Here is a 12,002-nt window from a genome sequence, read left to right as displayed (position 1 = left end):
TTATTCCGCCGAGTCTATCACTTTCCCTCGCCCAGCAACACGCATCCGGTATGCTTTCCACTGTGAAATCAGGCAACAAAGTTTTACCGTTTCCCCCGGCGCGTCTCACCGGTAGAATAGAGGCAACTTTTCGCTAACTTGTGCGGCCTTCACCGCCCCAAACAGAAATAAACCAATCCTATGACAAGAATATCGCCACGGGCGTCGGCAAAAAAACCGCCTCAGGCTGCGGCCGGGCAGATCCGTATTATCGGCGGCCAATGGCGCGGACGGAAACTGCCGGTGCCAAATAGCCCTGGGCTACGTCCAACCACCGATCGCGTCCGTGAAACCCTGTTCAACTGGCTGGCCCCGGTGATCCAGGGCGCGCGCTGCCTGGACTGTTTCGCCGGTAGCGGCGCACTCGGCCTGGAAGCGCTGTCCCGCTATGCCGGTAGCGTTACGCTGTTGGAGTTTGAACGCCCGGTGGCGCAGCAACTGGAAAAGAATCTGGCGCTGCTGCAAGGCAAAGGCCATGTGGTCAACACCAACGCACTGAGCTGGCTGGCGAATAATGCCCAACCGTTTGACGTCGTGTTTCTCGATCCGCCTTTTCGCAAAGGGCTGCTGGCGGAAACCGTCACGCTGCTGGAGCAGCAGGGCTGGCTGGCCGATGAGGCCTGGATTTACGTAGAGGCCGAAGCCGAAAGCGCCGCCACCGACGTTCCGGCCAACTGGCAGCTACACCGTGAAAAAGTCGCCGGTCAGGTGGCTTACCGTCTTTATATTCGCTCTCAAGAGAAAACCGACAATGCTGATTAATCTGGGTCGCCTGCTGATGCTGTGCGTATGGGGCTTTCTGCTCTCCAATCTGTTTCACCCTTTTCCCAAGCCGCTGAAGTACTTCATCGACGTGGCGCTGTTCTTTATGGTGGTGATGCACGGGCTACAGCTGGTACTGCTGAAATCCACGCAACCGAAAGATCAGCCGATAAGCTACTGGCAGGAAGCCAAGATCTTTATCTTTGGCGTCTTCGAACTGCTGGCCTGGCAGAAAAAGCAGCCGCCAATCAAAAGAAAATAGCTTAGTGCGGCGCCGACTGAGCGGTAAAAGAGACAAAGCGCGTGCCCTGCACCATCAACATACCCTGCGCCCCTTTCTCAATAGGGTTGTACTGCTGCTGTTTCAGCCGCAGGGTGATGTCCTCTCCCCCACGCTGCGGGTGGAACACCACTTCATACCGCATTGCTTCATTGACGATATGCTCACGCTGGCGTGAACGGTTATTTGAGGCAGGGAATTCACGCTTCTCGCTCACCGTAACCTGCAGGCTGCGGACCGGTGCGCGGTCGTTTTCCGCCTCAGATCGGCGCTGGTTGAAATAGCGCTGCGTGGCCAGTACGGCGATCAGTGCTATCACGGCGATAAAAAACAGCGGCGGTTTGCTCATCTTGGCTCCCAAAGGTTCAGAATCTAGTGCGGCTGGGCAGTGCTTACCGCATCGCGGGTCGCAGGCTGGCCACGATAATCGCCCCCCAGCGACTTAATCAGCGTAATGTCGGTGCTGAGCCGTTGCGCCTGAATATCCAGTAACAGCAACTGCTGCGCGATAGTGGCTCGCCGGGCTTCCTCGGCAGCATAGCGGCTGGCCAACCCGCGCTGGTAATGAGCGCCCGCGCTCTCCGTGGTAGCCATGGCGGCGATGACTTTCTGCTGCTGCAGCATGACCTGCTGGTTAAGATCATTGAGTTGGCTCGAGCTGATTGCCACATCACGCACCGCATCAAGTACTGCCTGATTATACTGCTTTATCAGAATGTTGCTGGCCGTGCGAACCGATTTCAAATTGGCGTTCAGTCGGCCGCCATCGAACAAAGGCAGTCGCAAGCCAGGCAGAATATTGATCTGCTGGAAGGAGTATTTAAACAGGTCACCCACGCTTAAGGCGTTATATCCCCAGAAGGCCTTGATATCAAAATGCGGGTAAAAGGCCGCCTTGGCCGCATCGACCCGGCTTAAAGAGGCGGTCACGTAGCCGCTCAATGCTTGCAGGTCCGGACGTCTGGCCAGCAGTTCGAAAGATAAGGAAGCTGGTAAGGTTTCCTGCAGCGCCGGCAGGTCAACAGCATGAATACTCGGCATATTGTGCGCATCTGCCCCTATCAGGGCGCGTAACGTTTCACGATACTGGGTCAACATCCCCTGTTCGGTAATCACCTGCTGTTGCGCCGCCAGCAGTTCAGCCTGCGCGTTGGCAATATCAACCCTATCTTCCAACCCGCGTGCGGCGCGGTTTTCGTGGGCCTGCACCGATAACCGGGCAATGGACTCCAACTGATTGAGCAGCGCAATCTTCTGGAAGCTGCTCTGCATGGCGAAATAGAGCTGTGCGACACTGCTGGCAAGATCCAGTTCGATACCGGCCGTCTCCGCGGTTCGGGCATTTTTCTCCCCGATGGCGGCAGCTACCTGAGCGCGATCCGCCCCCCATAGATCGATATCCAGGGTGGCACCCACGCCGACGGTATTGAGCGTATACCAGGGACCATTGCGGTCCGCGGGCAGCGAAAATGAGTAGGGCCAGGTAAAGTTGCGATCGGTTACTCTCACCCGATTCTGGGCCGCTACCCCCACGGCCTGAAGCCCCTGGGCCGCCTGAGCCAGCTCGACCGAGGATTGGGACTGACTAATGCGCAGGCGAGCCGCCTGCATGGTCGGTGAGTTTTGCAATGCGCGGTTGACCAGCATATTGAGCTGAGCATCATGATAGCCCTCCCACCAGTTGGCCGTCGGCCACCCGCTGTGAGCCAAATGAATCACCTGCGATAACTGCGCCTGCTGCGGATTGACTATGGTCACCTGACCGGGATCGTCCTGAATTAATGCGCACCCGCTCAGCAGCAGGCTCAAACTCAGCACTAGCGGCGCGAGACGCGGCTGGCCTCCTGCCATCATCATAATTTTCATTGCTTAATCTCGGAAAGATGAGGCTGCCGCCAGTCAGGCAAAGTTTGCACCGCCTGTGTCAGAGGATATAAAAAAGGATTTATCGGCCTGTCTCGCCCCACCGGCGTCAATATTGCAGCAGCGCCAGGCTGCTCTATGTTATCGGCGTAGCTGCGCAACAGCTGCGCGCACTGGGGCAGGAAAGTATCCCTTGGCACCATGTACAGCCGATATCCTTCACTCAACCGCACAATTTCCTGAGCCTGCATAAAAGCGGCGTTAATCGGCCAGCGTTTCGCTTGCGGGTAGGGGTGGGCGTAGGTATTGAAAGGTTCTGCAGAGACCCGGCCGATCAGCGCTTCGGTTTTCATCAGGGTCTGCAACAGCGGCGCTATATTAGCTTCATCCTCTTTTGCCGTCAGATAGTCGGCAATTTGGCGATAGAGGCGCGCCAACTGCGTTTTTAACTGCGGAGCCTCACTGTCTGGCCACAGGTAAAGATGGACAATCGATGAAACCAATACCCCCAGCAGGATACCGATAACCCGATCGCGCAATTCCGTCAGGTTATACAACGGCCCGAACCAGCTGAAGAAAGCCAGGGAAAAAGTAAAAGCGATCTGGATACCCGCGTAGGCGATTCTTTCGGAGCCGGCCGCCAGCCAGGCTCCCAGAGCCATAACCGGCAGCGCCATCGCCAACAACCCGGTGAGGGACTCCGTATGGGGCTGAATAAAGACGATACATACCAGCGCCAGCAGCGTAGCCAGCAACGCCCCGCCAATACGCAACAGCGTCTTCTGCATAGTGGCACCCAACCCTGGCTGGGCCACAATAACGCAGCTCAACATAATGGTGTGTATCCCCTGCCAGTCTGTCGCAGTATAAAACACATAGCAGATCAGGGTCGCCAGCAGCGTCTTCAGGGCAAAGTGCAGGTAGGCCGGATTTGACCAGGCATCCGGTAACAGCAAAGGCTCTTTCACCTGCCCTTCAGTTCGCAAGGGGATCGCCTCGCCCTGAGCCAAACGAGTCAAGGTTCGCGTCATTTCCAGCAAAATGGCTACGTTTGCGCTGTCGCTTGCAGCCGGCATCTCCATTTGAGCCGGCACAACCTCGCTATCCAGATGTTCCGCCAAATCGGCCAATACGCCAGAGATCATCCGGGCTTGTTGTTGGAGATGCGGGTCATTTTCATCCTGCTGAAGCAGCGCAGTCAGGTGGTAACAACGGCTGGCCGCCGCCATGAGCAATTGCCATTTCTGCGGATCATTGCTGATTTCGGCACTGGAACGCCCCGCCAGCTTATGCAGCAATTGCAAACGGGAAAATTGCGCCGCCACATCCAGCAGCTTCGGTTGCCCTTCCAGCTTGAGGTTGTCCCCCAAACAAGCCCATTGTGCAGACGTTTGGCGAAGCATCTGCGCCAGCAGGGCTTTGAACTGATAGCCGGGAAAGGCCTGATAAAAACAGGCATTAACCAGCAGCGTCACCAAAATAGCGGTATTGATCGCCACCCACAGCCACAGCAACAGCCGAACCAGAACTTCGCTTTCGCTGGTCATGGAAGGGAATGTCTGGGCATAAATCACCGACAGAGCGACGACAAAAAATGCCAACCCCAGCTTGCCCAGCACCCTCATCAGATACATGGCACAGAAAAACAGCAGCGTCGAAGCCACCAGCCGTATCAGCGGATAATCATAGGTCCATTTGAAAATCAGCAGGATACCGCCGATGGCGACGCTGATGGTGATCAAGAAAACTATTCCGATCAGTTTGATCATCAGGACGTTTTGCTGGCTGACATAGAAAACCACGATCAGCGCCACGGCCAGAAAAGGGATCTGCAGCGTCATAAACAACGTGATCAACACCGCACAGCTCAGCGTCAAACGCAGGGTATAACCCCCCCTGCCAGGCGTGGCGTGTAACTCTCGGCTCAGATATTGCCAGATATTCTGCACACGCCGCCCTTACTCAGACTCGGTTCGGGGCAATAGAACCGCGCTGGCGGACGCCCCCATGCGCAATAACTGACGGTCCGGATGAGTAATTGCGATCTTCACCGGGAAACGTTGCGACACATGAACCCAGTTAATGCTCTTTTGAATAAGCGGCAAACCGCCGATCACGCTGCCCCCTTCTCCGGGCAAGACACCGGCACCAATAGAGTCCACCACCCCGTCGAAAGTTTTGGAGTGATTGGTCATTACCGTTATCCGTGCCGGTACGCCGGCGCGAATATTTTGCAGGTCGGTTTCCCTGAAGTTGGCGACGACGAACCAGTGATCGTCATCCATTAAGGTAAATACCGGCTTTAAAGCGGAGGCATACTGACCGACGGTGGTCTTCAGCGCCACCACCACGCCATTAAAGGGAGCCCGTACCTCGGTATATTCCAGGTGCAGTTCAGCCAGCGTAATCTGGGCTATCACTTCTGCCCGCTGCGCGACCATCGCATCCACCCCGGTGACCGCCGCGGCCGCCTGTTTCGCCTGCAATTGGGTGGTTGCCAGTTCTGACCGAGCCGCTTTTTCTGCCGTTCTGGCCTGATCCAGGTCTTCCTGAGAAGCGAACCCCTGAGGTACCAGAGGTTCAAGGCGAATGCGGGTAGAGGTCGTCTGTTTAACTAACGCCTGGGCGCGGGCTACGGCAGCGGCAACAGACTGGGCGTTATACTCCTGCGCTTTGACGGTGCGATTCGTCAGCCCAATCTGGGCATCCAGCGTAGCCAACCGAGCGATGGCGTCGTCCAGCATAGCCTGATAAGGACGGGGATCGATACGAAACAGCAGGTCACCTTTTTTCACCCGCTGATTATCCCGAATGGGCATTTCAGTAATGCGTCCGCTCACTTCCGGAACCACGTCAATGGTGTCCGCATAGACATAAGCATCGTTGGTTTCCGGCGAAGTCTGTAGCTGCCATATCAACAAGATCATCGCAACGATAGCGGCCAGAACGATGACCAGCAATGGCCACTTTTTGCGTAATACACTGGAACGGGAATCAGTCATAGATGTTTACTTAACAAAGAGTAAGAACCAGAGGATCGCGGCAAACAGGAACATCAGCGCCAGGTAACTCACCACCGGCGGTGAAAAACGCGCCTGCCAGCCTTTACGCACAATCAACATATGGCAGGGGATCAACAAGAATGCGCCGCCCAGCAAACAAAAGAACCAGCCGGGGAATGTTGCACCGAATACCGGTATTGCCGGTGAGAATGAACAACCGGTGAGTGAAAAAACGCTTGAAACGGCAAGCAGCCGAACCAGCATGGAAATATGTTTCAAACGCTATCCCTGATATTTTCTTTTCTGAAGTGGAGTCTAAACAGCATTACCCGCAAATAAAAGTCTGCGGCGTATTTAACCTGGCAATCGGAAACTAAAGTCCATTTCTTGCAACCTCAAATAGGTTACAGTTCATCCGTAAGAAAGCGTTGTCGATTACAGGCCTGCTGCCTACACTGCAAGCAGGAAGTGACACTGGTGACAATTTGGAGCCGGAGGCTGTGGCTCCCATAATGAATAAGGAAGACATATGAGTTGGCCGTTCCTTGCCGTATTCTTTTCCGGTTGGCTGTTCGTCGACGCCTCCTACCGTGGGCCACGCTGGCAACGTTGGGTATTTAAACCTGTTACTCTGCTGCTGCTGTTATTGCTGGCCTGGCAAGCGCCGGTATTGGGTGCGGCAGGCTATCTGATCGTTCTCGGCCTGTTGGCGACGCTGCTCGGCGACGCTCTGTTGCTGCTGCCGCGTGAACGCGTACTGTACGCCATCGGCGCATTTTTCCTGTCGAGCCTGCTGTATACCCTGAGCTTTGCCAGTCAGATGACCTTCAGCCTGTTTTGGCCACTGCCACTGGCGCTGCTGGTGATTGGCGTGCTGTTGCTGGCGACCATCTGGACCCGGCTGGAAGAGATGCGCTGGCCGATTGCCACCCTGGTCGCAATGACGCTGCTAATGGTGTGGCTGGCAGGGGAACAGTACTTCATGCGCAGCACCGATTTCGGTTTCTCGCTGCTGGCAGGGACCTCACTGCTGTTGCTGGCCAACGTCATTTGGCTGCTTAATCGCTATCGCTTTAGCTTCCGCGCGGCCGATGCGCTGGTGGCCTTCTGCTATTTCTCCGGTCATTTCCTGATTGTGCGTTCGCTTTACCTGTAATTTTTCAGGGCGGGTTCGGCTGCCGAACCCGCTGCCACTAAGCCAGAGCCTTGAGCGTCAGACCGCCATCTGCGCCAGGTTGGTTACGATAAACGTCCCCATCCCGCGAAAAAAAAGCCAGCGTGCTGCCGTCCGCCTGCAGTAAAGCAATGCCATCCGGTGCCGGGCGCCAGCCGACCACCTCAGCCGTTAACACTTTTTTCAGGCAATTTTGCCGATCAATCAATGGGTAGCCGTTGGTTGCACTCTGTTCGCTGGCCAGAAATTCGATCTGGCATTGCTGCTGCGCATCGGCGACTTGCCATTGACCCGCCAGAGACTGCGCGGAAGGAAGAACCAAACTGCTGGCCATAGCTGCCCCCGTTACCATCATATTTCCCGCCATTATGGCGGTACGCGCCAAGCTGCCTTTCATATCGGCTCCCGCATAACGCCCGGCCAGACTGCGCCGGGCGTTATCTTCACTGTTACACGATAAAATCAGTGGTGACGTCTACCTGACCCACGATCTTCACCAGGAAGTCCGGCGTCTGATGGCCACCGATATTCAGCGCCAAATCGCTGACATTATTCGAAGCGTTGTAAGTCAGTAACGCTTCGCCCACAGAGCCACTGAAATGATCGACGAAGTGGATTTGGTCACCGCTCTGTTTGCCCTGATTGAAGAACGACAGATCGATTTTATCGGTACCTTTCTGGAAATCCTTGATCACGTCGGAAGCGCCCGGCGCGGAATCGCTGACCGCAGAGAAGACAAAGATATCCTTGCCTGCACCGCCCCACAGCTCATCTGCCCCGCCGCCGCCGAACAGCACGTCGTTGCCCGCGCCGCCCTTCAGCACGTTGTTGACCGCATTGCCGACGATCACATCATTGCCCGAACCGCCGATGGCGTTTTCAATGGTCACACCCGCCGCGATAGACACGTTGCCTTTCAGCCCACCCACGTCAGAGAAGGACGTCTCGTTCAGGTTGATGCGCTGGTTGGCGGTGTAACCGGAGAAATCGAAAGTGTCATTGCCGCCCGCATCCCAGGCAGCAAAGATCACTTTCTGCGAGTTGCTGGTGGTGCTGAGGAAATCGCGGCCGGTATTGGAATTGAAGCCATAGACGCTGTCACCGGTACGGGTCGACAGGTTGGCGCCATACAGATGCTGGATGGCGGCAATGTCATCCAGCAACGGTGCTGCCGCGTAGTGCCCACCGTTGTCACCACCGGTGTTGGTTTCACTCCAGTAGCTCATCAGGCTGAACTCGCGGGTGTCCTCGGCATAGGTAACGTCATTGTAGGTTGGGTTGCCTTCCCCGGCGTTGTATTCACCTGGGTGGCTCAGGCCCAGCGCATGGCCAATCTCGTGGGTAAACGTCTGACGGCCATAGTCTTCGCTGGCCGGATGTTTGACGTTGGACTGGTTGACGTTGTACCAGGTCTGGCCGCCCAGATCCTGGCCCTGATAGATGGTATTGGGCAGGAAAGCGTAGGCCTGCGTATCATAGTCATAATGGCCGGGACGATCCTGACTGTAGTTGCCGAAGGTAATATTGGCCTTTTGGCCGGCGGCAACTTCGGTGAAGGTGAGATTGGCCACGTCAGACCAGGATTGCAGCGACAGTTTCGCCTGCTGCTGCTGTTCCGCGCTGAACTTGCTCAGCCCGGTATCGCCGGCAACGTTGGTGGAGGAGAATTTATAATCCGGGAATGAGAAAGTTAATTTAGCCGGCTGGCCAAAAACTTTATAACCGTTCCAGGTTTGGTTCTCACGGGTAATAAACAGCCCAGCTTGTTCGTTAGAAAATGAGTCCTTGCCATTAACCTGGATCCCGTTGCCACGCTCGTGGTAATGCAACAGATCGTCTACAGCATTGTAGCCAGATCCTGTTTCTGCGAGGCTGGATTCAGTAACTTCAATTGCCTTTTTAGTAGATTGCATTGGTTCGATTCCACTCATTAGCTGATCGTTATCAATCAGACAGATAGACATAACCTGCCGGTCAGCCACGGAGAAGGTTCCGCCGATTAACCGGAAGGGACTTATGCGCCGTTACCGGCAGTGTGTTAGATAGAATTAATGCATATATATCAGCAAATAAGATTACCGCCATAAATGGTAATCGATTCCAATTATAGGCAGGCGCGCAAAACTGAACATAAAATAATCAGCTATATATTTTCATAACGAAGGAGAGTTATGCTGGATTTTGGCGATACTTACAATCTAAATGAAACCTGCCGGTCACAAGTTAGCAACAAACTTCAACAAAAATGCGGCCTGCAGGTGCAAGCGGATCGTGCTGGCTTTTAAGTGACAAAAAGTTAAATTTAGCTAAAGAGTTATAGATTAATAACTCTTTATTATTAGCCGCCGGGACTTTTAAGTTTCTAAGGGAATACCATTTTCTTTTTTAGTCTAACGGCCTCGCGCCACCCACGATAACGCCCGTCTCACAGTTAGCAATAATTCTCATCCCGCCGCTTGACTCTGGAGTTGACTCCAGGGTGTAGAGTCTGCCCAATGAACTTCATTAACGGCCCGGAGGGGGACGCTATGACTCACCATGAAAAGCATAATCATCAGGAACATCACCATGCGGAAGGCGGCTGCGGTTGCAACCACAGCCATAGCAAAACCCAGCACGGCTGCAGCAGTGAAAAGCAAAGTGCCGACAGCCATAGCGAACATGCCCACACGCACGATCACGGTGCCGGCGGGTGCAGCACTGACGGTCATGAAGATCCGGATGAGGAAAGCGACAGACTGGCTGCCGCCCCTCTCTCCGGCAGCCGGCGCTACAGCTGGAAAGTCACCGGCATGGACTGCCCAAGCTGTGCCAAAAAAATTGAAAATGCCGTAACCGCGCTCCCAGGCGTCGATAATGCTCGCGTGCTGTTCGCCACCGAAAAACTGGTGGTCGATGCTCAATCCGATATCAGCCTGCGCATTCAGGACGCGGTGAAACAAGCCGGTTTCACCCTGCTCGGCACCCAGACCTCCCAAGCCGACCAGCCAAAAACATCGCGCCTCGGGGAGTTTGGTCCACTGCTGCTGCTCACCACGCTGATGATCGTCAGTTGGGCGCTCAGCATGGTCAACCCTGAACTGAGCCGCATTGCCTTTATCGCCACCACGCTGGTGGGTCTGGCTCCGGTTGCCACCAAGGCGGTACGCCTGATCCGCTCCGGCACGCCGTTTGCCATCGAAACCCTGATGAGCGTCGCGGCCATTGGTGCGTTGTTTATCGGCGCCACCGCCGAGGCGGCGATGGTGTTGCTGCTGTTTATGGTCGGCGAGATGCTGGAGTCTTACGCAGCCAACCGCGCACGCCGTGGTGTGAAGGCACTGATGGAGTTGGTGCCGGAAGACGCTCTGCTGCTGCAGGGCACGGAGCGCAAACGCGTGCCGGTTGCCAGCCTGCGCCCCGGCGATGTGATTGAAATTGCGCCCGGTGGCCGCCTGCCGGCCGATGCCGAACTGCTCAACCCGTTTGCCAGCTTCGACGAAAGCGCCCTGACCGGCGAGTCGGTGCCGGTCGAACGTCAACAGGGGCAGAAAGTCGCGGCGGGCAGTTTGTCGGTCGATCAGGCCGCGCAGATGAAGGTCATTTCCGAGCCGGGCAAAAACGCCATCGACCGCATTCTGCAACTGATTGAAGAAGCCGAAGAGCGCCGTGCGCCGATCGAACGTTTCCTCGACCGTTTCAGCCGTTACTACACCCCAGCCATTATGCTGCTGGCCATCGCGGTGATCCTGGTGCCACCGTTGCTGTATGCACAGCCCTGGGATGTCTGGATTTATCGCGGCCTGACTCTGCTGCTGATCGGTTGTCCTTGTGCGCTGGTGATCTCTACCCCGGCGGCGATCACCTCCGGGCTGGCAGCCGCTACCCGACGTGGTGCGTTGATTAAAGGCGGCGCGGCACTGGAACAATTGGGCCAGGTGCAAACCATCGCCTTCGATAAAACCGGCACGCTGACCGAAGGTAAACCGACGGTGACCGACGTGCTGCCGCTCAACGGCATCAGCGAACAGCAGTTGCTGACGCTGGCCGCGGCCGTCGAGGCCGGTTCCCATCACCCGCTGGCGCAAGCGATTATCAACCGTGCCGAGCAGTATGGCGCGCCTCTGCCACTGGCACAGGGTCGCCGCGCGCTGGCAGGCGTTGGGGTAGAGGGCGTTATCGACGGCAAAACCCTGCTGATCAGTGCACCGGCCAAGTTGGCCGCAGGCCTGCTCAGTCAGCAAGGCACCCAACAGGTAGAACAGCTGGAAAACGCCGGTAAAACGGCGGTGGTGGTGCTGGAAGACGGCGTGCCGATTGGCCTGTTGGCGCTGCGCGACACGCTGCGTAGCGATGCCAAACAGGCGATTGCCGAGCTGAAAGCATTAGGGATCAACGGAGTGATGTTAACCGGTGACAACCCGCGTGCGGCGGCGGCGATTGCCACTGAGCTGGGGCTGGATTACCGTGCCGGGCTGCTACCGGAAGATAAAGTGCGTGCGGTAACCGAACTGAGTGAACTGCGCCCAACGGCAATGATCGGCGACGGTATCAATGATGCGCCAGCGATGAAAGCCTCCAGCATCGGTATCGCGATGGGCAGCGGCACCGACGTGGCACTGGAAACCGCCGATGCAGCGCTGACCCATAACCGGCTGGTGGGCGTGGCGGAAATGATCCGCATCTCACGCGCGACGCACGCCAATATTCGGCAGAACATCACCATTGCATTGGGGCTAAAAGGGGTATTTCTGATCACCACCCTGCTGGGGCTGACCGGCCTGTGGCTGGCGGTGCTGGCAGACTCCGGCGCCACCGCGCTGGTCACCGCCAATGCCCTGCGGCTGCTGAAGAAACGTCAATAATACCCTATGAAAACCACATCATGCGCCAGACTACAGGG

11 protein-coding genes are annotated in these 12,002 nt (G+C 56.2%); 4 read left to right on the top strand and 7 right to left on the bottom strand.

Features of this window, described 5'->3' with window-relative positions; translation table 11 throughout:
• The first annotated feature begins 180 nt into the window (after positions 1-180).
• Positions 181-801 carry a 16S rRNA (guanine(966)-N(2))-methyltransferase gene (rsmD, locus tag SERS4_RS0101720; RefSeq protein WP_012004690.1) on the top strand — a complete coding sequence of 207 codons (621 nt, stop codon included), beginning with the start codon at positions 181-183 and terminating at the stop codon, positions 799-801.
• Positions 791-1,063: a DUF1145 family protein gene (locus SERS4_RS0101715; RefSeq protein ID WP_006317223.1), complete on the top strand. Its 273-nt coding sequence runs from the start codon at positions 791-793 to the stop codon at positions 1,061-1,063. Before rsmD ends, SERS4_RS0101715 begins: the two co-directional genes overlap by 11 nt.
• A 1-nt stretch (position 1,064) precedes the next feature.
• Here the strand turns inward: SERS4_RS0101715 and SERS4_RS0101710 are convergent, their stop codons facing one another.
• The 5 genes from SERS4_RS0101710 to SERS4_RS0101690 are packed head-to-tail and all read right to left on the bottom strand — an operon-like array spanning position 1,065 to position 6,210.
• The gene (locus tag SERS4_RS0101710; protein ID WP_017891296.1) at positions 1,065-1,430 is read right to left on the bottom strand and encodes a DUF2500 domain-containing protein; all 366 of its coding nucleotides are present in this window, start codon (positions 1,428-1,430) and stop codon (positions 1,065-1,067) included.
• A 23-nt stretch (positions 1,431-1,453) separates the two neighbouring features.
• Entirely contained in the window at positions 1,454-2,938 is a 1,485-nt protein-coding gene (locus SERS4_RS0101705) for an MdtP family multidrug efflux transporter outer membrane subunit (RefSeq protein ID WP_026142154.1), read from the bottom strand.
• Positions 2,939-2,943: 5 nt separating this feature from the next.
• A complete protein-coding gene (locus SERS4_RS0101700; protein WP_017891294.1) occupies positions 2,944-4,893 on the bottom strand; it encodes an FUSC family protein in 1,950 nt (649 codons plus the stop codon).
• A gap of 9 nt (positions 4,894-4,902) precedes the next feature.
• A complete protein-coding gene (gene mdtN / locus SERS4_RS0101695) occupies positions 4,903-5,946 on the bottom strand; it encodes a multidrug transporter subunit MdtN (RefSeq protein WP_017891293.1) in 1,044 nt (347 codons plus the stop codon).
• Between the two features lie 6 nt (positions 5,947-5,952).
• Complete coding sequence (locus SERS4_RS0101690; protein WP_037410647.1) at positions 5,953-6,210, bottom strand: YtcA family lipoprotein; 258 nt, start codon at positions 6,208-6,210, stop codon at positions 5,953-5,955.
• A gap of 265 nt (positions 6,211-6,475) precedes the next feature.
• Here SERS4_RS0101690 and SERS4_RS0101685 point away from each other — a divergent pair, with 265 nt between their 5' ends.
• Positions 6,476-7,102, top strand: coding sequence for a lysoplasmalogenase (locus tag SERS4_RS0101685; RefSeq protein ID WP_012004683.1), 627 nt, complete (start codon positions 6,476-6,478; stop codon positions 7,100-7,102).
• Positions 7,103-7,139: 37 nt separating this feature from the next.
• On the opposite strand, the gene SERS4_RS0101680 is transcribed toward SERS4_RS0101685, so the two are convergent.
• Together SERS4_RS0101680 and SERS4_RS0101675 are read right to left on the bottom strand one after the other, a co-directional pair.
• Positions 7,140-7,517 carry an AprI/Inh family metalloprotease inhibitor gene (locus SERS4_RS0101680; protein WP_017891291.1) on the bottom strand — a complete coding sequence of 126 codons (378 nt, stop codon included), beginning with the start codon at positions 7,515-7,517 and terminating at the stop codon, positions 7,140-7,142.
• Between the two features lie 52 nt (positions 7,518-7,569).
• On the bottom strand, positions 7,570-9,033 hold the full coding sequence (locus SERS4_RS0101675) for a serralysin family metalloprotease (RefSeq protein ID WP_017891290.1): 1,464 nt from the start codon (positions 9,031-9,033) through the stop codon (positions 7,570-7,572).
• 615 nt (positions 9,034-9,648) lie between these two features.
• Here SERS4_RS0101675 and SERS4_RS0101665 point away from each other — a divergent pair.
• Entirely contained in the window at positions 9,649-11,964 is a 2,316-nt protein-coding gene (locus SERS4_RS0101665; RefSeq protein WP_026142153.1) for a zinc/cadmium/mercury/lead-transporting ATPase, read from the top strand.
• The last annotated feature ends 38 nt before the right edge of the window (positions 11,965-12,002 follow it).

The sequence above is a fragment of the Serratia sp. S4 genome (assembly GCF_000347995.1).
Classification (GTDB): domain Bacteria; phylum Pseudomonadota; class Gammaproteobacteria; order Enterobacterales; family Enterobacteriaceae; genus Serratia; species Serratia quinivorans.
The sequence above is the reverse complement of the archived record's forward strand: the minus strand, read 5'-3'. Positions and strand labels throughout refer to the sequence as shown.

Bases quoted from the DNA above. Each gene is read 5' to 3' on its own strand.
- rsmD (WP_012004690.1), top strand. From the start codon at position 181: ATGACAAGAATATCGCCACGGGCGTCGGCAAAAAAACCGCCTCAGGCT.
- SERS4_RS0101715 (WP_006317223.1), top strand. From the start codon at position 791: ATGCTGATTAATCTGGGTCGCCTGCTGATGCTGTGCGTATGGGGCTTT.
- SERS4_RS0101710 (WP_017891296.1), bottom strand. From the start codon at position 1,430: ATGAGCAAACCGCCGCTGTTTTTTATCGCCGTGATAGCACTGATCGCC.
- SERS4_RS0101705 (WP_026142154.1), bottom strand. From the start codon at position 2,938: ATGATGATGGCAGGAGGCCAGCCGCGTCTCGCGCCGCTAGTGCTGAGT.
- mdtN (WP_017891293.1), bottom strand. From the start codon at position 5,946: ATGACTGATTCCCGTTCCAGTGTATTACGCAAAAAGTGGCCATTGCTG.
- SERS4_RS0101690 (WP_037410647.1), bottom strand. From the start codon at position 6,210: ATGCTGGTTCGGCTGCTTGCCGTTTCAAGCGTTTTTTCACTCACCGGT.
- SERS4_RS0101685 (WP_012004683.1), top strand. From the start codon at position 6,476: ATGAGTTGGCCGTTCCTTGCCGTATTCTTTTCCGGTTGGCTGTTCGTC.
- SERS4_RS0101680 (WP_017891291.1), bottom strand. From the start codon at position 7,517: ATGAAAGGCAGCTTGGCGCGTACCGCCATAATGGCGGGAAATATGATG.
- SERS4_RS0101675 (WP_017891290.1), bottom strand. From the start codon at position 9,033: ATGCAATCTACTAAAAAGGCAATTGAAGTTACTGAATCCAGCCTCGCA.
- SERS4_RS0101665 (WP_026142153.1), top strand. From the start codon at position 9,649: ATGACTCACCATGAAAAGCATAATCATCAGGAACATCACCATGCGGAA.